Source organism: Streptomyces sp. NPDC093261 (assembly GCF_044753645.1).
GTDB lineage: Bacteria > Actinomycetota > Actinomycetes > Streptomycetales > Streptomycetaceae > Streptomyces.
Genome location: NZ_JBIVNO010000020.1, coordinates 1 through 25,469 on the forward strand (window position 1 = coordinate 1; position 25,469 = coordinate 25,469).

The following is a 25,469-nucleotide window of genomic DNA, read 5'->3' on the forward strand; positions in this document are numbered from 1 at the left end:
CGCACGCTCGCGAAGCTCGGGAGGGTAAGGGGACGGACGTGCCATGACTCGATCCTCTCAGGGAATCGAGCCTCCATCAGACCCGGAGCGGTTCAGATCACGCGAATCCATCCTTCATTCGAGATCGCGAGCAAACCAGTCTGTAGCAGGGCGGCCAGGTGGGCGTGCCAACACAGAAGCCGCTGTCCTGCGCCACCCCCGTCCTGCCGCGACGGGCACCGCCGCCGCGGCAGGATGACGGCAGCTTGTACTCGCGGAGCGGCACAATTGGGTTGCGGTCCGTGGGGGCTCACTCCAAGCGCTGCATGCCCAAGCCATGAAACCGTCGGCGGGGCACGGCCTGCGAAGAACCGGGGGTGTGGCTGGGGCGTGCGCAGGCTACGGGGTGCCGTGGCCAGCAACCCACCGTGAGTCTACGAGAAGGGCACCCCTTACGCTTCGCTGCTGCCTCAGCGGTGTGCGGGGCACAGATACTCGGCAGGACATGCGCACGAGCTCTTCGCCGCGGGTGGTGCTGGCCTCGAAGTCGCGGTATGCCATGGCGGCGAAGTCGGTCAGGGGCGGAAGTGCCCGCGGCGCTGCTGACTGCACGGACCATGACTCTGTGGCTACGGCAACTATTTAGTCACGAAGCGTCGTTGGTCATCACATCGCCTTCACATACCTGCCAGGATGCGGAAGCAGGCTCTGGAACGGGGGGGTTGTGGCGGCACCCGGGTGGTATGCGCGGTTAGCTGCGGTACGCGGTGTGGTCTATCAGCCTCCTACCGGTCTGAATATGGCCCGGCTACGGGCCGCCGGTTGGGGGCAGCGCCCAAGGATCGAGCGGTTCCAGGGGCGTGAGCCGTCGCTGTGGTGGGGGAACACCACCCAGTCGCCGGCTCAGCAGCATGCCCTGCAGCGAACCGGGGACGTCTCGACCGCTGAAGTGCTTGTGAACCTCGCGGAGGTGCTCGAGCTTCCGGGCCAGGGGTCGGACTACCACTACGCGCTGCAGAGCACGGCCGCGGAGCTGCGTAGGCGACGCCAGGCAAGTCCGGAACTTTTTGGCGAGATCGAGCGGCTGTGCCGCCTGGATCTGCAGCTGGCCCTGGCCGTTCCGGACGCGGTCTCGTTCGCCGAGGGCCAGTTCGTGTACATAGGGGCCTTGGACTGGCTGCTGGAGATGTACCTCACGGAGGGGCTGCTGGCGGATGCCCTGTGGGTGGCGGAGGTCGCCGATCGCGTCGGGGCCGGTGACAGGCCCCGCGTCCGCAAGGCACGGGAGCGGGCAGCGCGTGTGGCCGCTGAGGACGCGGCGGTATGACGGGGCATCCTGGTCTGGCACAGGTCCTGCCCAGCGAGTCGTTCCTGGAGTACGCGTTCGTGCGATGGGTGCTGACGCCTGCGGCTCATCCGGCCATCGTCGACCGGGTGCGGGCGCAGGCGCCGCTGGATGTGGGTGGGCACTGCTACCGGCTCGACTATCTAGTGGCGGGCGACCGGCTGCAGGTTGCGGTCGAACTCGACGGCTTCGCGCCCCATAGCGGCCGGGAGGCGTTCACCAGCGACCGGCTGCGGCAGAACGACATCACTGCTGCTGGGCACGCGGTGGTCCGGTTCTCCTACGACTCCATCCGCACGAACACGGCCCGCTGCGTCGCCCAACTGCAGGCGGTCATGGCCCGTGACCCCGCCTTGGCCCTGCTTGTCATCGCCCATCCGCTTGTGGAGACACCCGCTATGGACCCCGATCCCCGGGCCGCCTTCGGCCCCTCATCGCATATCAGCACCGTGGCTGGCAACTGCGACTACTTCACGCTCGCGCGGGAGGCCGTCGATGTGCGGACGTTGCGCGAGTGCCAGAAGCAGGCGCTGGCCGCACTGAAGGACTTCTACGCAGCTGGCGGCACCAAGGCGGCGTGTGTGATGAGCGTCGGCGCCGGCAAGACCGCGCTGGGGGTGGCCGCTCTGCTCGCCGTGGCCCGCAGGCGCGCGCTGGTCGTCACACCGGGCAACGTGATCCGCGGGACGTTCGACACTGCTTTGGACCACCGGGCTGTCGGCAACGTCCTCTACGGGCTGCACGGCGGGCCGCTGATCCCGGGGTGCCGGCCGCCGTCGGTCCTCACGGTGGACCGGGACGCCGGGGGTGTTCGCAAGGTAGATCGGCAGAAGCTGCTGGCCGCCGACGTCATCGTCACGAACTTCCACTCCCTGGGCAGTGGGCAGGACCCCGACGATCTGCTGGCCAAGCTGGCCCCGGACGATGTGGACTTCATCGTCGTCGACGAGGCGCACATCGCGGCGGCCGAGTCCTACCAGCGATTGTTCGCGCATTTCGCCTCGGCGCGCGTCGTGCTGATGAGTGCCTGCTTCACCCGCCTGGACGGCAAGCCGATCGATGCGGAGGTGGTCTACCGGTACCGCCTCATCGACTCCATCGCGGACGGCAACGCCAAGAACCTGCGCGTGCACCGGTTCGCCCCTGACAGCGCCGCCACCACCTACGAGCTGGTGTGGCCGGATGGCCGGCGGGAGGAGATCACCGGCCGGGACGAGCTGCTGGCCGTCCTGAAAGACGAGCGCAAGCTCTCGCGTATCACGGCCAGGTCGACCGAGCCGATCCGCCAGGTGGTGCGCGTCGTGAAACGCCTGCTCGACCAGCAGCGCGACCTGCTGTTCCCGGTCAAGCCCCGGGTGCTATTCGCTGCTATGGGCCGCCAGCACGCGGAGCAGATCGCGCGTCTGGCCAATGAGCACGGCATCGCTTGCGACGTCCTGCACCACTCGATGACCGACGCGGCCATCGCCAAGGTCCGCGAGCGGTTCGAGTCGGACGCCGGCGACTTGGACGGCATCGTGCAGCTGAAGATGTTGGGCCAGGGCTATGACTTCCCGCCCATCTGCTTGGTGGTGCCCATGCGCCCCTACGGCAGCTTCAGCGAGTTCTACCAGTTCATCGGGCGCGGCATCCGTGTCCTGTCCCATCCCTCGTTGCAGGGCCGGGTGGGCCCTCAGCAGCAGTTCCTCGATATCGTCCTGCACTCCGAGCTCGGCCTGGACGACCACCTGGACACTCTCTACGCCGAGAACGACATGGACCCGGCTACCGGCACGGTCGCCGACGACGCGCCCGAGCCGATCGGCACCGCCCCGCTTTCCGGCAGCCGGGGCGGCGACGAAACCGGCAGGATGGACGCGTTCGTGCTCTTCGAACGCGGCGAGATCACCAGCCGCGTCGTGCACGACTCCGAGCGCGTCGAGACCCGGCGCGCCGAACGTGAACGCGAAGCCCTCGCCCAGCGCTACGCACTGTATGCGGCCGGCACCGACAGCCCCGTGTCGTTCGAGCAATACGTCGATGTCGTACGAGCGCTGCATGACTGACAGCCTCGGCCGCACCCTCGCGGCCGCCACCGGTCCCGACGCCTTCCTCGCGGCCGAACGTGCCGGCGGACAGGAGGGGCGCTTCGCTCCGTTCGAGGAGCTGGCCGCGACCGTCATGACGACCAGCTTCACCGGCACGGCGCCGGTGGAGCTGTCCGCCGACGGACACTTCTCCCTGTACCTGCCGCCGTCGGCGCGCGCAGCCATGAGCGGCTGGTTCGACCTCGCAAGGCAGCAGGCCAAGGGGGCCTGGTGGCTACCCGAGAGCACCGTGGTCAAAGCCGGCCCGGTCAATCTGCCCGCCTACTACACGGGCAACCCGCGGTGGGCCGCGAACATCGCCGCCATGATCTCCGCGCGCTCCCCACTCGCCAGCAACCCGGACGCGTTCGCCTGCTGGGCGCTGCTCATTCCCTACGCCACCGACCTGCTCGCCCCGCTGGCCCTGCGCGGACCGCAGGCCGGCGCCCTCGAGCCCACCGCAGCCGGCGCCGCCTGTGCCGACGCCGAGGCCCGCTACCGCGCCCTGGGCCTGCTCACCGCGCCCGTGGAAACAGCGCTCGCCCGGCTGCGCCCGGGAGGCGGCTGGTCCCGCCTGACCGGGGACCAGCAGATCACCGCCCGCCAAGCCCTGGTACACGCGCTCACGCCGGCGGTCGACACCACCACCACCGCCCGCTGGCGCGCCACCCAGCTGGCGGTGCTGCTGCAGCGCTACTACCTCAAGGCGAAGAAGGGCCGCCCTACCGCCCGCACCGTCCTCACCAAGGCACTGCAGCCCACCCTCGCCGCGTTCTTCGACGGCGACTGGCTAGCGTTCCTCGACTACCTGGGCGAGCAGCCGGCCGACGACGAACAGATCGTCACGACCCTGCCCACCCCCCGCCTGTATGTGCGCGCCTCCGCGAAGGTCGAGCAGATCGCCGCACAGCAGAAGCTGCCCGTCGAGCAGGTCGCCTCGATGGTCGCCAGCTACCTGGGCAGCGACGAGATCCGCTCCCCCATCGAGCAGCGCGTCACCGTGCTGCGCCGCTACTGGGAGACCTTCGACGCCCTCCACGCCGCCCAGCGCCCCGGCCAGCCGCCGCTGCTCGAGCTGGTCGGCAACCCCTGGATCCCGCCGGACGAGGACGAAGCCTTCCCTACCCCCGTCTACGAGCGCGTCCTGCCGCCGCAGCTCCTCGCCGAAACCGAGAAGCTGTGGGGCTCGGAATGCCATCCCCGCTACCCCGACCGCCTGGTCTCCGCGCTGCTGCCCCAGGCCAGCATGGCCGAAGCGTTCGGGCCCGCGCTCACGTTCTGGCACGAAATCGCCCTGAGCGCGTGGTACATCTGCGAAGGGCCCTACGCCCGCAGCGACCTACACGGCCTGGCTGACTACCACGCCCGCCGCACCGACGCTTTGAAGGCCACCGGTACCCCGGTCGGTCCGAGCCTGTTCACCGAACTCGCCGACGCAGACCAGCGCCTGGGGCCGCCCCAGGACATCCAGCGCCCCATCAAGATGACCCACCCCGACGGCTACACCATCACCGCCACCACAACCGACGGCCAGCGCCGCGACGGCTTCCCCCTCCTACGCGACATCATCACCCGCCACCGCCGGACCTGGGCCCGCCAACACCTCGAGACCGCACTCGGCTCATGGGAAGGACAGCTGCAGGGGGTCTCCCGCGAGCTCAACCGGGCCGCCAACAGCCGCGGGAAACCCCTGACCGTCAAGCAGTTCGCCCGGATCGCCGCGCCCGTCGCGAACCGGTGGTTCGGCGGCGACCTGGCCGCCCTGTGCGCGGCCATCGGCGAGAAGACCCCTGTGCAGCAAGAACGCATCCACCTGCTGCCCTACGACCGCACCGCCCTGTGCCGCCACCTGTTCCACGCCCTGGGCGGCCGCTACGTCACCAACACCAGCGGCGACGTGCCCGGCTTCCAGCAAAGCTGGGCCATGACCCGCCTCGTGGCCCAAGCCCCCCGCCTGATCCAGCTCGAAGAACTCCTCGGCCGCACCCCCACCGAAAAGGAATTCCGCGCACCGTCCTACACCTGGCCCGAAGGCCTGACCTACCCGGCCTACACCGCCGCCACCCAGCAGACCCGTCTCGCCCTCCCCCTTACCCGTACCACCCAGGCAGAACAGGAACCCGCCACGCAGCCCACACCCCCTCCACTCCCCCAGACCCCCGCAAACAACCCCACACCGACCCCGCACCAGCCACCCCCACCACCCGAACCTCCGGTGCAGCCCGAACGCCGACGCGGACTCCTCAACCGCCTACTCGGACGCAACTGAGCCAGAGGGCGGCGGCCCCGCCCGGGGCCACGCTCTCGCCGACAACTGGAACATGACCTGAACCTCCCACGGGGATCCGGAGGAGGACGCGTACGAAAGGCTCCAACGCGTCTACGCGCTCTTCGGCCTGGACGCCGCTCAGAACCCGTACGTCCGCACCAAAGCCCTGAGCACCGAGGCGCTACGAGCCGCATTCCAATAACCGGCACTGGCTGCATCGCGGCCGCGTCGCGACCTCGCCACAGCTCCCGCACGCGTTGCCGTCCCGCGGTCCGCCATGGCGGCGGGCCGCCCCTGTCCGTCGGCGTGCGCCTCTACTGGGTGCTCTGATGTTGTGTTTCGGCGTGCTGCGCGAGTGCTCCGAGGGCGTCACCCGAGAGTGAGGACCTGGAGGAACTGCGGCTCAGCTCACCGCTGCCACGCGTAGGGCCCTGCTGAGCAGGGCAGGGTTGCCCAGGCGGCGGCGCAGTTCCCTCTCCAGCCCGGCGACCGGCACCAGGTTCTGGGGGGCCCGGGCGTCTTTGTACTCGCAGCTGGCGTACCGCGGCAGTACCAGTTGCGAGAGGTTGGCCAAGGCGATCGCCTCCGGGGTGGGGATGTCGGCGGCGCATTCCAGCCGTACTATTCCAGCCCACGGAGCGCCGGGCGTACACGGTAGGCGTAGGTACCAGGCGTGCCGGTCCCAGGAGGTGCCCATCAAGAACACCGGGGTGCGTTCGCTGGCGACCAGGGCGCTGACCATCGCGTGCAGGTCGGGCGGCAGGTAGGCGGTGCGGTGGGACTTGATGAGCCCCAGCGCTCGCGGCAGATGGGTGCGGCCGCGCAGCGGACCGTCCACCACCAGCAGGTCCGAGCCGGCGGCGACGCCGTGGCCGGCCAGGGCAGTGCGGGCGTTGGCGGCGACGAGAATTTCAAGGTCGCCGAGTCGGCGTTGCAGTGCCGCAGAGAGCAGCACTGCAAGGTTTTCTTCCTGGTCGTCAAAGGTGATGTTGGCCTGGTAGGTACCGGCCGTGGTGGGCACGTCGACGGCGTTGGTGGCGGTGGTGAACAGGCCGCGTCGGGATTCGATGGTCAGCAGGTGCGCGCCACGGTCGGGGCAGCAGCACACGGTGCCGGCCGCATAGGAGGCACACAGTGCCATCTGGGCGTCGTCGGCGCGGTTGATGGCGCTTGGGGCCGGTTCGGCAGTCGGGGGCTGCTCGATCCAGATGCGGGCCTCGACGCGGCGTACGCCGTCGACGAACAGGACTGCGCCGGGGTCGGGCACGTGGGAGGTCGAGATGGGCTTCCAGTCGGCCGGGGCGAGTTCGAGGTCGGGGATGACTTTGGCGGTCGAGTCCCCGATGGTGTTCTCGGCGTTTTCGACGCTGGAGCCGTAGGTGGGGTCCCAGCCGTCGACATGGAATCGCATCCGGGCCGCATGTGCCGTGCTTGTCATGCGCCTTCCCGGGTGACGACGGAAGTGTGGGGGTCGCGGTGTACTTGGAAGCGGACCGGTACCCGTTCGGCGAGCCCGGTGACGTGGGTGATCACCCCGACCATCCGCTCCCCTTGGGCGAGATTCTCCAGGGTGTCGGCGACCATCTCGAGCGAGTCGGGATCAAGGGTGCCGAATCCTTCGTCGAGGAATATGGACTCGAGCTTCGTCGCGCCGCCCATGCCGGCCAGCTGGTCGGACAGAGCCAACGCCAGTGACAGGCTGGCCTGGAAGGTTTCGCCGCCGGACAGGGTGCGAACCGAGCGCTGTGAGTCGGCGTCGGAGTGGTCGATGACGTAGAACTCGCCTTTGTGGTGGCTGAGGTCGAATCGGTCACCCGACAACCTGCGCAGCGACTGCGAGGCACCCGCGACCAGGGTGTCGAGGGCTGAATCGGCCAGCCACTGCGGGAACTTGTTGGACCGCATCAGCCTGGCCAGCTCGGCGGCCACCTGTTGCTGGGTGCGGGCGCTGTCGATCTTGTCCTGTATGGCGGCGGCGTCGGCGAGGCTGCGCTGGATCATCTCTACCCGGCCCCGGGCCCGCTCGGCTGCGACCGCTACCACCCGGGGGGCCTGGGCGGCGCGCTCGGAGCCGTCGCCGAGGTCTTGGGGATCCAGGTCGTGGTCGCGCAGCAGACCCTCCAGTTGGCCCAGGAGCTGCTCGGCTTCGCTGTGTGCGGTGTGGGCGTCGGCTTGTGCGCGCAGGGTGTCGGCCTGCCGGTCGTCGGCCGCGCGGGTGGCCCAGGCGGCCAGGGTGGCCCAGGCGGCGGCGAGGTCGTCGGTGTCCAGGCTCGGCGGTTTAAGGGCCGCCACCGCGTCCCGGGCAGCGGTCAGCTCGGACCAGGCGGTCGCGGTGCGAGCCTGCCACTGCTGCTGTTCGGCCTCCGCCGCCTTGAGTGCCTCGCGTGTCTGGCTCGCCTCGGCTGTGGCGGTCTCCACGGCCGCTTCGAGGCGGTCGCATTCCTCCAGTAGGCCCGGCAGTGCATCTGTGGGCGGCGCCTGGTCCAGCAGCGTCTGCAGTTCGCTCAGGCGGTCGGTCAGGGTGCTCTGCGCGTGGTCGGCGGCTGCGCTCTGCTGGACGGCGGTGGTGTGGTCGCTGTGGGCGGTGGCGTGTGCTTGCTCGGCTGCTTCCAGCGTGGCGGTCGCGTCCTGGTGGGCCTGATGGGAGGTGGCGGCCTCGGCCTGGGCGGCTGAGAGGTCGTTTTCCACCGTGGATCTCTGGGCCTGGGCCCACGCTTCCAGGTCGGACCAGGCGGCGGTCACGTCATGGGTGTCGACGGCAGGTGGGTCGAGTTCGGCCAGGGCGCCTATCTGCGTGTGGAGGTCGCTGCGGGTGTGATTGATCTCCCTTTGCAACGTGGCGACGGCTGCCGTGGCGGAGGTGTGCGCGGCTTCGGCCTCCTGTACCGCGGCACGTGCCTGCTGCTCGGCGGCGACCAACTGGTCACGGGCTGCAGCGCGTTCGTCAAGATGGGCGCGGTCGGCGTCGCAGTCGCGTTCGGTGTCGGCAGGACGATCGGGCAACAGCGTGCCCAGCCGCTCATCGAGCAGGGTGCGCCGCTGGGTCAGGGTGTCCGCGGCGCGCTGCTTGGCGGCAACCGTCGTGGTGGCGGCCTGACGCTGGGAAAGCAGGTCACGGTGTTCGCGGACCGCAGCGTCACGCGCGGCCTGGGCGGCGGCCAGGGCCGGGTCGGACAGCGGCGGCGGGAGGATGGTGACGCTCTGCTCGCAGACCGGGCAGGCGTGGCCCACCTGGAGCTGAGGGCGTAGCTGGGCGGCTCCGGCGAGGGTGCGGGCTTCCTCGAGGGCGGCCGTGGCCGCGTCGAGACGCACCTGCGCGCCGGTGACCGCACTGTCGGCCTGGGCGGCTGCTTCCACGGCGTCATCCAGCTCGCTGGTGGCGTCGGTGAGGGAGCTGGTGACGTGAAGGAGCTGGTCGAGTACTTCGCGCGCCTCGGTGAGCCGGCTGCCGTCGCCGGCGGCGGTGAGCGCGGAAGCGGCCTGGTTGTGCCGGTCGCGGGCCGCGGCCAGCTGGGTGGCGGCGGCGTCGGCCTGCCGTGCCAGAGCCGCTTCCCGGCTGGTCAGGTCACTGACACCGTCGGGGGCTTGGACGGGAGCCAGCAGCTGTTGGCGACGCTGCAATGCCGCGTACGCCTGTTGTACCCGGTCGCGGCGGCCGCGGGTCTCCTCGGCGGTGCGGCGGGCCTCGGTGACGGCGTCTGCCAGCGCCCGTAGCCGCTCCTCGCTCTGCGCCAGCTCTTGGCGGGCACGCTGCGCAGCCGCGATGACTGCGTCGCGGCGCCCGACCAAGCCGGCCTTCTCGGTGTAGCGGTCGCGGGCGATGTTGAGGACAGCGCGCTGCGGGCCGGATTGGGCGGCTTTGGTGGCGTCGGCCAGGGTCTGGGCGGCCGCGTCGGCGGCGTCGCGGGCCGTGTGGGCGGCTGTCTGGGCCTCCACGGCACGGCGCTGCAGTTCTTCGATGCCGTCCGGGGTGCGGAGGGGGGTGAGCTGGGCGAGTTCGGTGCGCAGAGTGGCGACACGTGCGTGGGCGTCGTCGGCGCGGGAGTGTGCCTCGGCGACGCGGGGCACGAGTTGGTCGACGGTGGCGGCCAGCTGTCCCAGTGCCGAGAGGCGTGCCTGGGCGTCGGCCTCGGCTTGCGGGGTGGCGTCGGCGTGCCGGCTCAGCTGGTCGGTGAGGACCTCGATCTTATTGGCTGCTTCGGCCGCCTGGGCGCCGGCGCGTTTGCCGATGCCTTCGTAGTGGGCGGCTCCGAGGAGCTTGAGCAGGATCTGCTGCCGGTCGCGGGCGTTGGCGGACAGGAAGCGGGCGAAGTCGCCTTGGGGCAGGACGACGCACTGGCAGAAGTCGTCGAAGGACAGTCCGAGCAACTGCTCGATGGCGGCGTTGAGTTCCTTGATTTCTCCGGCCAGTACTTCCGGCTGTGGCCCGTCTGCGTCGGTGACGACCGCCGTGGGGTCGGTGAACTTCACCAGGCTGACGGTCTTTTGCTGGATCTGTTGGCCGACGCGGCGGACTTCGCGGGCGACTTGGTAGCGCTGGGATGCGACGTCGAAGGTGAGCGAGACCGTGCAGCGGTTGCTCGTGGGGGCGAGCGCGTAGGCGATGGCGTTGCTGCGGCCCCACCGGTAGGCCGAGCCGTACAGGGCGAAGGTCAGGGCGTCGAGAACGGTGGACTTGCCTGACCCGGTAGGGCCGACGAGGGCGAAGTAGTCGGCGTCCGTGAAGTCGACCACGGTGGGAGCGCGGAAACCGGCGAAGCCGTTGAGCTCCAGGCGAACGGGGCGCATGTTGAGGGATTCCTTTGGCGGGTGTCAGGGCCGCTGGGTCAGGAGCGGGCGGTCGAGCGGGTCAGGTCGTCGTGCAGGTGGTTGAACAGGGCCGTGACCCGGTCGTCGCTGACGCCGACGCTGTGGCAGTAGTCGGAGAACAGTTGCGCAGGCGTCTTGGTCGGCTGGTGGGTGGCGATGCCCGCCGTGGCGCCGGTGCTCGCGTGGTCGGGGTGGATGCGGATCTCGAGGGCGTTGGGGAGGGCTTCCAGCAGGTCGTCGCGCATGCCGGCGTAGGCGGGCTGGGTGATCACGAGCCGGAGGTAGTCCTCGCCGTAGACGGCGGGGTCGGCGGTGAGCTGGGCGACGGTCCCCTCGATGGTGCGCAGCCTGCGGCCGGCAGTGACCGGGATGTCAGTGATCTTCGCGGGGGTTCCGGGAGAGGCTTCGACGAGGCAGACCACGTGGGTGTTGTTCTGCTCGCCGAAGTCGATCGCATAGGGGGATCCGCTGTAGTGCACCGGGCAGGCGGCCGGGATCGTCTGCCGGCGGTGCAGGTGGCCCAGGGCCACGTAGTGCGCTTCGACGGGGAAGATAGCGGCGGGCACATGGTATTCCATGATCGATTGGGCGGCCCGCTCGCCGCCGCCGAAGACGCCGCCGGTGCACGTCAGGTGGGCCATGACGATGTTGACGGCGTCGGAGGTGAAAGCCCCTGTCAGGTTGTCCAGGACATCTCGGATGAGCTGGTCGTAGGCGCCGACATTCTGGGACGGGGTGTTAGCGATGATCTCCGCGGCGCGGACGGCGTAGCGCTGGGAGAGAAACGGCAGAACGGCGACGTTGACGCGCTCGTTGGTGGACTTGGCGCGGAAGCTGTGCACGCCGCCCTTTGCGGCCGGGCGGGCCTGACCGTAGACGTGGATGCCGGCGATGTCCATCAGCGGCTTGTAGGCCTCGAGTGTGGCACCGTGGTCGTGGTTGCCGGCGATCAGGACGACCTCGATGTCCTGCTTGGCCAGTTGCAGCAGGGTGCGCACGACAAGCCTTTGGGCGTCCGCGGTGGGCGCGGCGTTCTCGTAGAGGTCGCCGGCGATGAGGACGGCATCGACGTCGTTGCCGACGGCTATCTGGGTGATCTCGCGCAGTACGCCTGCCTGCTCCTCGAGCCGGTTACGGCCCTTGAGGGTCTTGCCGACATGCCAGTCGGAGGTGTGGAGAAACTTCACCGGGTCGGTCCTTTTCGGATGGTCGAAGCAGCGCAACGGGTTGCGTCAGGCGTGATCTGAAGGTGCGTCGGCGGACGTCAGAAGGGCGGCTCGTCGATGGCCCCGTCGTCGGGATCGTCGAACCACGAGTCGCTCAGGGTATGGGGCAGCTTGCTGAACGGGTCCGGTCGCGCAGCACCACCGGCGTTCCAGTCAGCAGCCGAGGTGCCGGTAGTGAAGGTGGGATCGGCGACCTCGGAGAGGCGGGTGGCCCAGGCGGGGAAGGGGAATTCGACGGCCAGCGGCACCGGGATCTCGGGCTGGGAGACGAACATGGTGCCAGGCTTGGCGAGGGTGGCGCGCTGCCGCTGCGAGGCGGGCAGGAAGCCGTACTCAGGGCGGCCGGCCTCGGCGGGATCAAGCCGGCCGACGATCTTGATCGAGGAGTTCGACACGATGCGCCGTTCCACCTCGGAGGCGGTCTGCTGAGCGCCGATGAGGATGATGCCGAGCGAGCGGCCGCGTTCGGCGATGTCGAGCAGGACGTCCTTGATCGGGGAGGAGCCCTCGCGCGGCGCGTACTTGTTCAGCTCGTCGATCATCGTGAACAGCAGCCCGCCCGGACCGGCTTGCTCCTTGCGGTCGGTCTCCGCGGCGAGCACGACACCCACGACGAACCGTTGCGCCCGCTCCGGCAGGTTATGCAGGTCCACGACGGTGACCTGCTGCCCCGAGGTGTCGATGGAGTGCGTGACCGGACGGTCGGTGACCGTGCTCAGGTCGCCCCGAATCAGGGGGCCCAGCGGCCTTTGGGACGACCGCAGCCGCCGCACGAACGCGTTGACGGTACCCATCCCCACAGCCGGCCCCGCCCAGTGGGCGCGAGTGGCCTCGTCGGTGACCTTCTCGCAGATGAACGCGATCATCTCCGCCCAGGTGCGGATGGTGGCTCCGTCGATGGCGACCGCGCCGTCGTTCCCTGCGGCCTGGGCCTCGCGGTGCAGCCGGCTGGTGACCTGGTGCACGACAATCGTGTACTGGTTCTTCTCGTCTTCGACGTCGGCGAACACGTACGGGAGCAGTTCGCGTTGGCAGAACTCCGCGAGCGTCCACCAGAACGCGGTGACGCCACTGGTCCGGCCGGTGACGTGAGGGCGGCCGGTGGTATCGCCAGGCAGTGGCGGCGCGTAGAAGCCGGCGGAGGCAAAGGGTCGAGCGGGCAGGCCGAGCCGCGCGTACGCGGCGCGTAGCGTGTCGTCGAGGCGGGTGTTGGGCTGGTCGACGAACAGCAGGTCCTCGCCCTTGACCGAGAAGATCAGGGCCTTGGCGTTGACCGCGCGGGCTCCCAGGGCACCCGAGGTGAACAGCGAGTGCAGCAGGAACAGCGCGAAGCTGGTCTTGGTCGCCACCCCGGAGATGCCTGAGATCGACACGTGGGCGCCGCGGGTACCGTCGAGGAACTCGAGGTTGAGATAGATCGGTTCGCCGTCACGGCCGATGCCGGCGGGGATCCGCGCGTCCATCTTGTCGAAGTACAAGGCGGCGTCCCGGTCAGCACCCGCGGCCCGGATCGCGACTGCGCCGGGGCGTGGCGGGACGTAGCACTCGGGCTCGACGCGGGTGGTGGCGACCTCGGCGATCTCCTGCACGGTCGCCGGCAAGATCCCGTCCGCAATGAGGAACACATCCGAGCCGAACGCGGCGCCCTCGTGGCGGGCGACCACCTCCGTCACCACGCCGGAGGTGACGACCTCGCCGTATCCGGGGATCTGCCGACGGGTGCTGACCACATCGTCAAGCTGCAGGTACGCGTCGGGGGAAAGGGCGACGTGAAACTTCAACGGCGTGGAGTCCTCGGTGCCTGCAACCTTCCCGACCTCCTGCTCGGCACCCCCACTGGGAGGCAGGCCTCCAGGCGGCTGCTGCCTCGTCAGGGGCGCTGAACCGCGGCCTGAGGTAGTGCTGTCGACGCCAGGGGTCTTGGAGTCGGTGTCGGTCATCGGCGGTCCTGTGCCTATCTCATCGTGCGTGGGGGGCGGCCCTGGCGGCTGGCGGTGGACACCGTACGCCGGGGCGCCGAAACTACTGGGCAGTTCCACAGATTGCAGGGACTCCAAAGGCGCCCAGTCCCGACGGGCACGGGGGCGGCTTACCCTGCAAATGCGCAACCCCAGCAAGGCCAGTACGTCAGTCCCGCCCACCGGTCCCCCGGCTCTTGAGCTCGCAACCGGACGCGTGCCAGAGCTCGTTGGCTAACTTCCCTCGCCGGAGCGCTCCACCATCGACGCCGGACCACCCACGTGTTGGCCAAAGGGGCGACATCGCTGATCGCCGACGGGTGACGTCGTGGTCGGACGATCCGCGTCACAGGGCACAGGCGGATGCCAGCGACGAGAAGCGGTCTCGCTGCTGTCATTCTCCCCAACCGCAGCGTTGGTGGCCGGGCCGAAGTCGGCCTGCAGACGCGCATCCTGGCCCCCTCGTTCTGCTGTGCGCAGCCCAAGAGCAGGAAGTTTTCGGCACACAGAGATGCCAGATACACCCCACACCCCCGGCGTGCTGGGGCCCGCACCACTGACGGCACAGGCGGTGAATAACCGCCTCAAGCACCCCACCCGCACGCGGTCTGCGCGCATCCTACACACGATCCATTCACTATGCACAGACATCCCACAACCTCTCGCACGGCCCCTGGAAGCGACCCGAGCGTGCGGCTGACCGGCGCCCCTTCGCCGCCGGATCTCGAATGCGCAGCGACGAGCCCGGTATGCGGCCTCTCGAGACACGCGGACGTATCCGGCGTACTGGCGCCCGGTGGCTGATGCGGTCCTGTGACATTGCTGCGTCGATCATCTGGTCCCGTCGGCCCGTGCAGGCCGCAGTGGTGCTTACTGATAGACCGCGGCAATGTCCGTGGAGTGGAAACTGCTGGCGCCGGTGGGACGGTAGTCGATGGTCCAGGTGCTGCTGGTGGTATCGGGCCCGCCGAAGAGATCACCGTGGGGGCATGCGAAAGACATGGTTTTGCCGGCGATGGCGATGCCTGACCCCTGATAGGAATCGCAGACCTGTCCGTCGGCGAGCACGATCTTGAAGGGGAAGGGCTGCTGTTCATCCATGCCGCTGGTATCAGGGAGTGCCTCGGTGAGGTTGATCTTGAAGACCTTGCCGATGGCGCCGGAGGTGGGGCATAGCACGGCTGGACTGGGGTCATTGGGCGGGCTGAAGCAGGGGTCCTTCAGTTCGCTGCCGACGATGCACCGGTAGGCGTCAGGGCGGAAGGCCGCCTGGGAGGAGGCGAAGCAGCTGCCATCAGCGCTCGCGACGACGCGGACGTCATCAGCGGGCTCGCCGAATGTCCAGGGCGTGTAAGTGCTGACCTGGGTGACAGGGCGCGAAGACGGTGTGGGGGCGGACTCGGTTAGCGAACTGGTTGCTGCGTGCGGCTCCTTTGATGGCGAAGTGGGTGCGGTGGAGGCGGCCGCCTGAGCCTGTGCGGTGGAACCGGCGCCGTGGCGGACGGAGGGTGCAGACGGTGTCAAGACGTGGCCGGCTGCGGGTGACTGATGGGAGAGGGCGTAGGCGGCCAGCGCCGCCGAGAGGACACCTGAGACGGCGGCGGCGATAGCGGCCTTGTGCCACCAGCGCATGCCGCGGCCGGCCGACATGGCAGTGCCTGGATAGGTGTAGGACGCGGTGAGCGTAGCCGGCTCCCGCAGCAGGCGGGGCAGGTCCCTGCTCAAGGGTCGCTGATGTGGATCGGAGCGGAGAGCTGCGCTGACCGCGCGCACAAGGTGCGGGGGAAGTCCGCTCAGATCCGGTGTGGTGTGCTGGATGCGGTAGGCGAGCGCCTCGGCAGGCCCAGTACCGAAGGGGTGACGACCCAGGGCAGCAGAGGCGACCACGAGCCCCCAGGTGAACACATCGGCCGCAGGACCCGCAGTTCCGGTGGCCAACTGCTCGGGCGCCAAGTACCCCGGGGTGCCCAGCCTCCAGCCGGTACGGGTCACCGCGGTGGCGTCGGCCAGCTGCGCAATGCCGAAGTCGATCACTTTCGGACCGTCCGCGCCCAGCAGCACGTTCGACGGCTTCAGGTCGCGGTGGACGATCCCAGCTGCGTGAATCGTCTCCAACGCCCACGCCAAGGCCTCCGCAAGCCGCGCAACATCCTCCACGGGCAGCGGGCCGGCCTCAAGGCGCTCGGCGAGGGAACCTCCGGAAACGTACTCCGTGACCAGGTACGGCATCTCCCCCGCTGTGGGCAGGTGCACCACCTCGACCACGTGGGGGCTGCTGACTGTGGCGAGAGCCCGGGCTTCACGATGAAAACGCTCCCTGAACACCGCGTCGTCCGCGTACTCCGAGCGCATGATCTTCACGGCAGCCTGCCGGCCCGTATCGTCCTCGCCCAGATACACCACGCCCATCCCACCGGCTCCCAGCCGGCCCAACAGCCGGAAACCACCGCAGGTACGCGGATCCTTCTCCCCCAACTCCTGCAACAAGCTTCACCCCCACTACACGCCACCCGCACGGCAGCGCTCCCCACGCACATCATGGCCCACACAGCGCACCATTGAGTCACCCGGAGCCCAGTTCTGTGAGCAGGCCGCTGCCCCCCTGGATCGGTCACGCTCATCTGGCTGCACAACAGTCCCGGAGCCTTGCGCAGCCGGGTGCGCAAGCTCTGGAACTGCTCGCCTGACAGCGACTCGCGCGCGGTCGGCTCACCGGCTGCGCTCGGGCCGGGTCATGCTCCGCGACGCCGGCCCGCGCCGCTCGACCCCGCGCGGCGGGCAGCCCCGCAAGCACGGCGGGGTCCTCGCCTTCGCCATGCTCGGCCTTCCAGCGCGGGAGATCGCGGGGCAGCCGTCCGCGTATGCCTGGTGCATTCAGCGGCTCGACCAGGACGCGACACGCTCGTGCGGATGCCCAAGCTAAACCAGGTCCTCGCCCCGTCGCCAAGGTGGTCCGGCCGATCCTCCGACTCGTGCCGGTACTCGTCCCAGCGCGTGTCAGGCGGCGGCCATGTGCCCTCAGGCTCTGGGCCGGGGGCGCCGGCAGGGCGGTCGGGGCGACCAGCTCATCCCCCGTATCAGGTTGCGGCGGTGGCCGGGACTTGCCGTTTGTGAGGTAGTCGGCAACCTTTCACCGCCGCGCCAGTTCGTTCGGGGCCCGCTCTGAGGATCCAGGTGGTGCACTCTGCAGTTCCTCGCGCGCCGGCCCAGACCCCGGCGGCGGGCCACCTAAACCCGCCCGCACGGAGTCCGGCACCCGTTCGCCGCCTGTCTGCGTCCGGCTCACGTCAGGTCCAGCGCATGCCAACGTCAGAGCAGTTTGAGTCCTCGGTCCAGCGCGTGGAGGGTGAGGACATCCATGTGGAGACAGGCCCGCCGCAGATCGTTGAATGTCCAGCAGTCACAACGCCCGGTGAGCTGGCCACGCGTGATCACTACTCGGACGTCGTAGGTGACCCGCTCCACGCTCAGGTAGGCACTGGCCGTGTTGGCGCTGACCGCCAGCCTCGTCAGGTGCCACCTCTGCGACTGTTCCTTAGCGGAGCGGGCCCGAAGCCGGCCTACCAGGGCTGCCAGCCTGGCGTCGGCGGCGTCGGCCTCCGCTGTTGTTGGCTGGGGGGATGTGGTGGGCTGGTCCGCGTTCGGCAGGGTACGGATTTTGATCCCGGTTGCCGAACGCGTGGCATGCAGCGCTACGGCATCCACATGCGCGCATGGGTGGGGCATCGTGCACGAGCAGAGTCCCAACAGTTTACCGCCTGACATGGCTACCTTTACTTGCAAGCGCCGCGAAACCGTAAAGAAGCCGATCGTCCAATTCTCCGTGGTTCGCAATCCGCTGACTCGGCCGGCACGTATGTGCTTGTCAGCAGCGCGGTATCGGGCTTTTCCCATCAGGGCGATGAGTGTCGCCTCCCCACCGGTTCCGGATGGTCCAATCCTGGGTCGGGCGGTCTGTGAGTGCTGCGGCAGGGGCGCAGTCGGCTGGGCGGTACGAGGAATGCGATCCAGTGCTTCCAGGATGTCGCTGTCGCCTCGCGTCCGAAGCAGAGTGCGGATTTCCTCAGGGGAAAGCAGGTCAGTGTCGAGTGCTCCGAGTCGCGTCGCGAGGACCGTCCAGACGTCTGCTTCGCTTTGGGGGATGGGCCCGCTGTGGCCGGCCAGCCGAAGCGCGGCTACACCGAACCGTGCAGGGTCGTTGCCATCGGTAGGTTTGTTGGTGTCGGGTACGACGTTGACCTCGAGGCCGCTTCGGTTGGCCAGCAGAAACAGATGGTCACCCTCGTGGATGCCTCGCAGGCGGCCGTCGTTGGCGACGATGCGGCCGGTGAAGCCGTCGCCTGTCCATGCGATGGCGACGTGCCCTAGCGATGTGTTGACGCTGAGGGGTTGGTGACGGCGGGCACGGGCCTGCTCGGCGAAGCGCTCCGGGACGGGGAACGATGCCCCCGCCAGGAGTGCCTCTGTGGCGTCGATGCGGAATGTCCAGTAGTCCACCTCCCAGAAGCACTGCGCGGTCCAAGCGATGGCGCCGCGCACGGCGACTGTCGCAGAGCGCGGCTTGGCCGCGGGCCGGTCAAGGGCGGGTAGGGGAAGCGCCGCGGGCGCGGACGCCTGCGGCAGCGAGCCGGGTGGGGCGGGCGGTGCTTGCTCCCGCGCGGGGGTGGTCGTGGCGGTCCGGGGCGCAGCCCACGCGGAATAGGCCGCTGCGGCGTCGACACCCCCCGAGTGCCGAAGGTCTTGTCTCGATCGGGTACCGGCTGGCTTCGCAGCGGCCGGCTGGAGTGCGGGGGTGAGTCGGAGCGGTTGGCCGGCCAGCAGGCGGGCGGCTGTGAGTGCGGCAGAGGCTAGGCGCTCACTCGGCAGTGGGGCGTGGGTCGATGTGGGCCCGGTGAGTCGGGGCGGCTCGGGGTGGTTCGCGGCGTCCAAAGAGCGGGGCTGCGCCACTGGCGCATGGTCGACTTCATCGGCTTGTTCGTCATGCCGGCTGGGGGGCTCAGCGGCATCAGTCGATGGCGGGACATGACGGGGGTGGGCGCTGGATGCGGTCGGACTGGTCGAGGGCTGTCTGTCGACCGTGTTCGACGCGATCGGCCGGAGGGAGGCTGGCCACAGGTTCAGGTCGAGGCCGCGCAGGCGCAGCAGGCTTCGGGGATCGGCGTCCAGGTGTGCGACGACGGCGTAGCCGAGTGCCAGGAGGTGCAGGCAGTCCTGCTCTGGGGCGGTGCAGGTGCAGGTCGCAGCCGACAGTTCGCGCGGTGTGGGGCGCAGCCAGGTCCGCAGGCGGATGTCTGCCAGCCAGTGCCGGGCTTGGCGTTCCACGGGTTCGGACCGATCCACGGAGCGGAAGCAGGCGTCCATCAGTTCGGCGGGATTGCCGATGTCGTGGCCAGCCAGGCGGAGCTGAGGTGCCTGAATGATATTGCCGGTGACGACTTCCGCGATGACCAGTCCCGGCTGGACCGCAGTGAGCCGGACGGCTTCGCGCCCGACGAGGCTGAGTGCCTCCCCATGGAGTGAGCTGTTCCAGTGGAAGGCACCGAGCGCGTGGAGCCAGTCGGCTGCCAGGGGGTGCAGTTCGGTGGGCAGCGGGCCGACTGTGGTGGTGATCTTCGGCGTGGAGCTCATTCGGCATCGTCCCTGAGGCGGAGCAACTCGTCGAGCTCGGCGTTGGTCAGACGGGTGACATAGCTGTCGTCGCTGGGAACGACGCTTTCTGCCAGAGCACGTTTGCGGTTGATGAGTTCGGCGATCCGCTCTTCGACCGTGCCGCGAGTGACGAATTTGTGCACGTGCACCGGTTGGGTCTGCCCGATGCGGTAGGCGCGGTCGGTGGCCTGGTCTTCGACGGCCGGGTTCCACCAGCGGTCGTAGTGGATGACCTGGGTGGCCTGGGTGAGGTTGATGCCCAGGCCTGCGGCGGTGACCGAGAGGAGCATGAGCGATGCCTGCTTGTGTTGGAAGCGCTCGGCTCGCCGGAAGCGCTCGGCTGGGGGGACCTTGCCGTCGATACGCAGGTAGGCGACGTCCGGGCGGTGCTTGCCCAGGTGGTTTTCGATCAGGTCCAGCATCGTCGTGTACTGGGAGAACACCAGCACTGATTCGCCGTTGTCCTGGGCCTGTTCCAGTAGTTCGTCGAGGAGCTCCAGCTTTCGCGAGTCCGTCAGTTCTGGGAAGCCCTCGCCCTGGAAGAGCACCGGGTGGTTGCATATCTGCTTGAGGTGGGTCAGCAGCCTCGTGACCTCGAGAGGTCGGGCTCCCGAGTCCGCGGCCTGGATCCGCGCCATACCCTCCCGCCGGGTTGCCTCGTACAACGCAGCCTGCCGTGCGGTGAGTCCGATGATGTGCTCCGTCTCGGTCTTCGAGGGCAGTTCGGGCGCGATAGCGGGGTCGGTCTTCATGCGACGCAGGACGAACGGCCGTACCAACCGCGCCAATCGCTCGGCCGCAGCTTCGGACTCTTCGGGATCCTCTCCGTTTTCAATGGGCTGGACGTACCGTTCCTGGAAGGCCTCATGGGAACCCAGGAGACCCGGGGTGGTCCACGTCAATATGGCCCACAGGTCCCGGAGCCGGTTCTCCACCGGCGTTCCGGTCAACGCGACCCGCACCTGGCCGTTCAGCTCGCGGATGTGGCTGAACGTCTTCGATCTGGGGTTCTTGATGCGCTGGGCCTCGTCGGCCACGACCAGACCCCATTCGATCCGGGCGAGCCTCCAGTCGCTCAGAACTCCGTACGTGGTGACAACGATGGTTTCTGGCGTCAGGTCCCGAAGGGAACGGGAAGGCCCGTGGAAACGTCGCACCGTCACGCCCGGGGCGAACCGCTCCACCTCTCTCGTCCAGTTGTCCAGGACGATGCTGGGCCCGACCACCAGCGTCGGCCCCGTTGCCTCGCCGCAGGCCAGCCGGTGCAAGTGCAGGGCGATGACTGTGACGGTCTTGCCCAGTCCCATATCGTCGGCCAGACAGCCACCGAGTCCAAGAGAGCATCGGTCCGCCAGCCAAGCCAGGCCCCGTCTTTGGTAGGCCCGCAGGGTGGCGACCAGGCCTGGAGGCTCTTCCAGTGCGGGCAGCAGTGGTTCCTGCGTCGCAAGGCGGGCCGCGGCGCCCAACGCGGTGCATGGCACGGACTCGCCATCGACCACGAGCTCGCCCGCCGCTGCGGCTGCCAGTGCGTCGCCCGGTTCCAGTTGCGTCGCCAACCGGCTTCTGGCCCTGCGGAGGACGGTGTCGTTGACCAATGCCCACCCCTCGCGCAGGCGCACCAATGGCCTGCGCGACTCGGCAAGCTGGTCCATCTCCTCCTCGGTCAGCAGTCGGCCATCGAGGGAGAAGCGCCAGTTGAAGGACTGCAGAAGACCGTCCACGATCGAGGAGCCGTTCGGGGCGTCCATCACGGCAATCGATTCCAATGACGCCCACTCGGCGGGAAGTAGGATCGCAACACCGCGGCGGCGTAGTGCCTGTGCCGGGCCACGTGGCCGAAGCAACTCCTCGAATTCTTGGGGAGTCAGGTGGGTTTTGAACTCGTCGTCGTCGTTGGTGGTGAGCCGGTCGAGTGGCTGCCACAGACTCCCGAGCTCGGTGAGGACGGCGGAGACTGCTGCAAGGGGTCTCTTGCCGAAGGGCTCGTCCGTGGTGGCGGGAAGGTCGGCGAGGTCGGCAGCATCCACGATCAGGGATGCGTCCTTGAGGCTTCGTACCTGGAGCACCAGGTCCACGGCACCGTCCTCGCGGAGCGGGTACGGGGTGTCCTCGCTGTGCTGGACACGGAGTTCGCACCGGACGGCTGGGCCGGTCTCCGCTGCGGCGGGGTGCGGTGTCGTTTCGGCGGCAGCGGGGAGCGAAGAATCGGATGAGCCGGCCTGCTGGGCAGAGTTATCGCTCACCGCAGAGGCGAGCAGCGTGTCCACGACCGCGTCCATGAAGGACGACAGCAGGTGCCGCGGATTGGGCAGACGCCAGGGCGGCCCGCCGGGCAGCGGCTGAGCATGAGCGTGTGGCGGGAAGCCGGCCACCAGAGCATCGAGATCGGCCTTCGCAATCGCGTCGAGGCGTCCGCACCGCCATGACTCGTCGCCCTCGTCGTCGACCGAGGGCTCGACATCGCCGCAGACAACCGCTTCCAAAGCAATCCGGGCGGCGGACGCCCACGGTGACAACCCGGGAACAGGCGGTGCATCCGGTTTGTCCACTGCCATCAGCAGCGGCAGGGCCTGAGCCATTGCGACCTCGACAGCCGGCACGGTCGCCTCGCGCAGCCCGTGCTGCCCCGGGCACACGACCGTGAGCATGTGGCTGCTGGGCTTTTCGTCCTGCCCATCGGCGGCATCAGGACGCCAGAGGGCGAAACGACCAGCCCGTGGAAGCCGCGAGGGAAGAAACACCCCTACCCAGCGATGCGGTTCCAACAGCACGGACGCCGCGTCCGCGTCTCCCAGCGTCTTCACGCCATCCCCCACCAAGATTCCCCTCTGTCGCCACTTTGAGCGGTTGGCTACTGGCCACCCACAGCTCCAGGCCAGACGCCGGTCTGGCGTTTCTGCCGCTTCTTGACAGTCTTCGTCAGGCTCGAACGAGCCGCCCCGGTCACAGAGCACGGCTTTCTCCACCCGCGCCACGCCGGTCAGAACGGTCTTGGAGCGCTTGCCTTGCGGGAGTCGCCACCATCCTTGCCCGCCGGATCATGCTTTTCATAGCCGAGGTGTTCGGCGACCTCGCCCACCAGAAGGACTCCCGCAGCCGCCTGACCAGTTGATGGAGTCCGCCCTCGCCCGACATCTGCAGGCCCTATGCCTGAGCCCGACTCACCAACTCGTCGATCAGCCAGTCATGGCATGACCTTCGCCGACACAGCCGCTGCCGACCCGACACTCTCCTACTCGGCCGCGCCTTCTCACTGGTCAACGCTGCATCTTCCATGATCGAGAGTTACATCGAACGATTCACAGTCCCAAATGGACGAGAAGGCCCGGAGCATCTCAGACGTACCTCACAGGCCGCGCGCCTTGTTCCAGTTGTTGACGCGCACCGCGTAGATGAAGTTGCCAATGCCCCCCGTCAAGCAGAACAGCCAGAAGTGCACAGAGAACGACTGGCGGCGTCGCCGCAGATGACCCTCCCCAGCGACGACAGTCGCCGCCGCAGACGCGACAGCGGAGCGAGGATGTCGGGTTGGCTCTCCCGGTGCCGCCGGAATGGCAGTAGGGGTGGTCCTGTGTTCGCCACGAGGCGCTTCGAAGACGATGACCTGGCGAGACTCGGGGTCCTTGGCCGGGCGAGCGGCCGGTGCGCCGCCATATGGGCGACGTGGAGGCACGAGGGCGGCATCCGCTGTCCGTCCGGCGCGGCGGTAGCGTCCCTTCACAGTGAGAGCGAGCCCGGCGGCCTGGCGTAGTTCGGTCAGGGCATTTTCGAGAGTCTGCTCGCTTCCGTGGGGTGCTTTGGACTTGTCGACCATCAGGCGGGGCGTTCGGCCACGGCTGAATTGGACGAAGGTCGCTTCAGGGGCGACGCACTGTTCAATCACCCATCGGACGGGAGCGGTGAACGTGCCCGCGGTCAGCTCGTCAGGCAGTTCGTGCAGACGCCACACCGGGCCCGCACCAGGGCCGGTGAATACCAGCGGGCCACAAGCTGCGACCGCCGCAGCGGGCTGCGCGGCGGGCTTCATCTGCTGCTCGAGCCACTGTCTGGCGGCGGCCGGGGCCAGTACGGGCAGGCGATGCTGGGTCACCGCGCTGGGGCTGGGGACCGTTGTCGGGTCGGTGGCGATGACAAGTCGGGTCGTCTTGGAGGGCCGCACACCGATCGTGGCCCCGTGCCGCTCGGCCCAGGCCGTCAGGTCACGCACGGCCGCGTCCTGGCTGACGGGCACGATGCGCACCCCCTTGAGCTCGTCCCCAACGCTGGGCAGATCGCGGGCGGCGAAATCGGACACGCCGAGATGGCGCGCCAGGTCGGTCAGCTCCCGGACGGTTCGCGGCGACGGGTCCGGTATACGGGAATGCACCGTGTGCCAGACGGCAGAGTGTATCTGGCGCACCGAGGTCTGATGGTGGCCGGCTGCACTGGCCAACGTGACAAGTCGCTGTGCCTCAGGGCCGGCCAGGCGCCCCTGGACGGCGAGGTCTTCGAGCACGCGCTGGTATTCGCCGGCGGCCACCGGATCCGGCGGCACCGTCCTGCCGCTCGGCAGCGCCGCGTGGATGTGCGCGGGCCAGCCCTGACGGCTGCCGGGTGCCCCTGCGATACGCGGCCGGCTGCGGACGGCCTCGGGCCATACCGGAAGCGTTCCGGATGGGCCGCCCGTCAATCTCAGCGGCTGCGGACTGGTGGCCAGCAACGTGGTCAGGGCCCGGGCGGTGTTGCGGGCATCTTCCAATGCCGCGTGGCCGTGGGACGGCCAGGCTCCGGAAAGGTCTTTGACGATTCCCGCAAGCGTGTAGCCACGCAGGTCGGTCTGGGCACGGAACGCCGTCAGCGTGCACAAGCCAGCCACCCGCAACCTGGCGGCCCCAGCCCGCGCGAACTCCGCCTCCAGGAACGAGGCGTCAAAGGCCAATTTGTGCGCCACCACCAGCGAGCCGCGCATCAACCGCAGCAGCGTCCCCGCAACATCCGTGAACAATGGCGCCCCTGCGACGTCGCTCTCGCTGATCCCGTGATGTGACTGGTTCTGCCGCGACATCGCCCGCTGCGGGTCGACCAGGGTGGAAAACTCCTCCACCACCGTGCCGTCGGCCCGCAGCCGCACCGCCGCAACCTCACACACACGATGACCGCGCGCAGGAGACAAACCGGTCGTCTCCACATCGACAACCGTGTACTCAACCTGCCAGGGATCCACGCCCTGAAGCCCCCGCCGCAAGAACACCGGCTCAAACACCGCGCACACTCCTTCCCCCACATCCCTCACTCAAGTGCCGACTCCTTGGTCGGCAGCCCGATCAGCAACACCACCGGGGATCCATGAAACGGACACGTCTACCGCGTGACATGACACAAAAGCCGCACACTGGTGCACGCACTCGGCGGCCGACCGCTGACCACACACCAGCACACCAAGCCCGGCTTGGGCGTGGGCAACCAGCGGTGGGGCCGAGAGAGGCTTCGCACTCCTGCACCACGCCCCCGCGTGCGGATCCGTAAGGTACTCCGCCGGTCAGCCTGGGATGTGCGCCCCCTCGGTGACCTTCTTCACGCCGCAATACCCACTCTCTACAGTTCCTCCCCATTCGTAGCGGCGTGATTCTATGTTCAACAAAGCTGAAGACGGAAGATGCGATCAGGTCTTGACCTGCACTTTCCTTGCGCACAACAACTACCGGCGCATATGTGGGCGATGGGGCGATCCTGTTGGTACCCGGCTCAAACCCGCGTCGACGAGCGTGCGACGCGCTCGCGGGCGCCGACTTCTCCTAGGTGCCGGCGGTGGCGTGGGCCTCGACCACAACCAGCAGGTCGAAGACCGGTGGGCGGGAAGACGGCCGAGTGCTGGGCTTCGGGCGATCTTGGACAGGCAGTCGTACGTGAAGCACACCATGGCGTGGCGGACGCGGCCCAGCCAGTAGGCCAGGTACTCCCCCGAGTTGGTCGAGGCGACTTCTTCGTTGGCCAGCAGCGGGTGGCGCGCAGGCTGAAGACGGCGATCATCGGCTCGCGGCGGTGATCCGCGCGGCCGGCCGCGGCCCACTGGGCGATCAGATCCAGGCCGGGCACCGCCACGGCGGCTCCTGACCCGTCCGGCTCTGTCAGGACAACCGGGGCTCGGCAGTCCCGCGCTCCGATCGCACACCGCGCGGGACCGCCTTC

General features: G+C 68.8%; 11 protein-coding genes. 3 read left to right on the forward strand and 8 right to left on the reverse strand.

Annotated elements, in window-relative coordinates; all coding sequences use genetic code 11:
* The first annotated feature begins 778 nt into the window (after nt 1-778).
* The 3 genes from ACIP94_RS30885 to ACIP94_RS30895 are packed head-to-tail and all read left to right on the forward strand — an operon-like array spanning nt 779 to nt 5,659.
* On the forward strand, nt 779-1,306 hold the full coding sequence (locus ACIP94_RS30885; protein WP_402432927.1) for a hypothetical protein: 528 nt from the start codon (nt 779-781) through the stop codon (nt 1,304-1,306).
* Complete coding sequence (locus tag ACIP94_RS30890; RefSeq protein WP_402432930.1) at nt 1,303-3,369, forward strand: DEAD/DEAH box helicase family protein; 2,067 nt, start codon at nt 1,303-1,305, stop codon at nt 3,367-3,369. The genes ACIP94_RS30885 and ACIP94_RS30890 overlap by 4 nt, the downstream gene beginning before the upstream one ends.
* Nucleotides 3,362-5,659 carry a hypothetical protein gene (locus ACIP94_RS30895; protein ID WP_402432933.1) on the forward strand — a complete coding sequence of 766 codons (2,298 nt, stop codon included), beginning with the start codon at nt 3,362-3,364 and terminating at the stop codon, nt 5,657-5,659. Before ACIP94_RS30890 ends, ACIP94_RS30895 begins: the two co-directional genes overlap by 8 nt.
* 403 nt (nt 5,660-6,062) lie before the next feature.
* Here ACIP94_RS30895 and ACIP94_RS30900 read toward each other — a convergent pair whose 3' ends face one another.
* The 8 genes from ACIP94_RS30900 to ACIP94_RS30935 form a co-directional block, all read right to left on the reverse strand.
* A complete protein-coding gene (locus ACIP94_RS30900) occupies nt 6,063-7,097 on the reverse strand; it encodes a hypothetical protein (protein ID WP_402432935.1) in 1,035 nt (344 codons plus the stop codon).
* Nucleotides 7,094-10,447 carry an AAA family ATPase gene (locus ACIP94_RS30905; RefSeq protein ID WP_402432938.1) on the reverse strand — a complete coding sequence of 1,118 codons (3,354 nt, stop codon included), beginning with the start codon at nt 10,445-10,447 and terminating at the stop codon, nt 7,094-7,096. The genes ACIP94_RS30900 and ACIP94_RS30905 overlap by 4 nt, the downstream gene beginning before the upstream one ends.
* Nucleotides 10,448-10,485: 38 nt before the next feature.
* Nucleotides 10,486-11,655, reverse strand: a complete 1,170-nt coding sequence (locus ACIP94_RS30910) for an exonuclease SbcCD subunit D (RefSeq protein ID WP_402432941.1) — start codon at nt 11,653-11,655, stop codon at nt 10,486-10,488.
* Between the two features lie 77 nt (nt 11,656-11,732).
* Nucleotides 11,733-13,751, reverse strand: a complete 2,019-nt coding sequence (locus ACIP94_RS30915) for an ATP-binding protein (protein WP_402432944.1) — start codon at nt 13,749-13,751, stop codon at nt 11,733-11,735.
* Nucleotides 13,752-14,522: 771 nt separating this feature from the next.
* A complete protein-coding gene (locus ACIP94_RS30920) occupies nt 14,523-16,139 on the reverse strand; it encodes a serine/threonine-protein kinase (protein WP_402432947.1) in 1,617 nt (538 codons plus the stop codon).
* Between the two features lie 822 nt (nt 16,140-16,961).
* Nucleotides 16,962-19,280 carry a hypothetical protein gene (locus tag ACIP94_RS30925; protein ID WP_402432949.1) on the reverse strand — a complete coding sequence of 773 codons (2,319 nt, stop codon included), beginning with the start codon at nt 19,278-19,280 and terminating at the stop codon, nt 16,962-16,964.
* Nucleotides 19,277-22,105, reverse strand: a complete 2,829-nt coding sequence (locus ACIP94_RS30930; RefSeq protein WP_402432952.1) for a DEAD/DEAH box helicase — start codon at nt 22,103-22,105, stop codon at nt 19,277-19,279. The genes ACIP94_RS30925 and ACIP94_RS30930 overlap by 4 nt, the downstream gene beginning before the upstream one ends.
* 542 nt (nt 22,106-22,647) lie before the next feature.
* Nucleotides 22,648-24,543 (reverse strand): exonuclease domain-containing protein, encoded by a 1,896-nt coding sequence (locus ACIP94_RS30935; RefSeq protein ID WP_402432955.1) that lies wholly within the window; start codon nt 24,541-24,543, stop codon nt 22,648-22,650.
* Nucleotides 24,544-25,469: the final 926 nt, after the last annotated feature.

Excerpts from the sequence above, each read along its gene's own strand:
- ACIP94_RS30890 (WP_402432930.1), top strand. The coding sequence starts at position 1,303 with ATGACGGGGCATCCTGGTCTGGCACAGGTCCTGCCCAGCGAGTCGTTC.
- ACIP94_RS30900 (WP_402432935.1), bottom strand. The coding sequence starts at position 7,097 with ATGACAAGCACGGCACATGCGGCCCGGATGCGATTCCATGTCGACGGC.
- ACIP94_RS30905 (WP_402432938.1), bottom strand. The coding sequence starts at position 10,447 with ATGCGCCCCGTTCGCCTGGAGCTCAACGGCTTCGCCGGTTTCCGCGCT.
- ACIP94_RS30895 (WP_402432933.1), top strand. The coding sequence starts at position 3,362 with ATGACTGACAGCCTCGGCCGCACCCTCGCGGCCGCCACCGGTCCCGAC.
- ACIP94_RS30885 (WP_402432927.1), top strand. The coding sequence starts at position 779 with ATGGCCCGGCTACGGGCCGCCGGTTGGGGGCAGCGCCCAAGGATCGAG.
- ACIP94_RS30925 (WP_402432949.1), bottom strand. The coding sequence starts at position 19,280 with ATGAGCTCCACGCCGAAGATCACCACCACAGTCGGCCCGCTGCCCACC.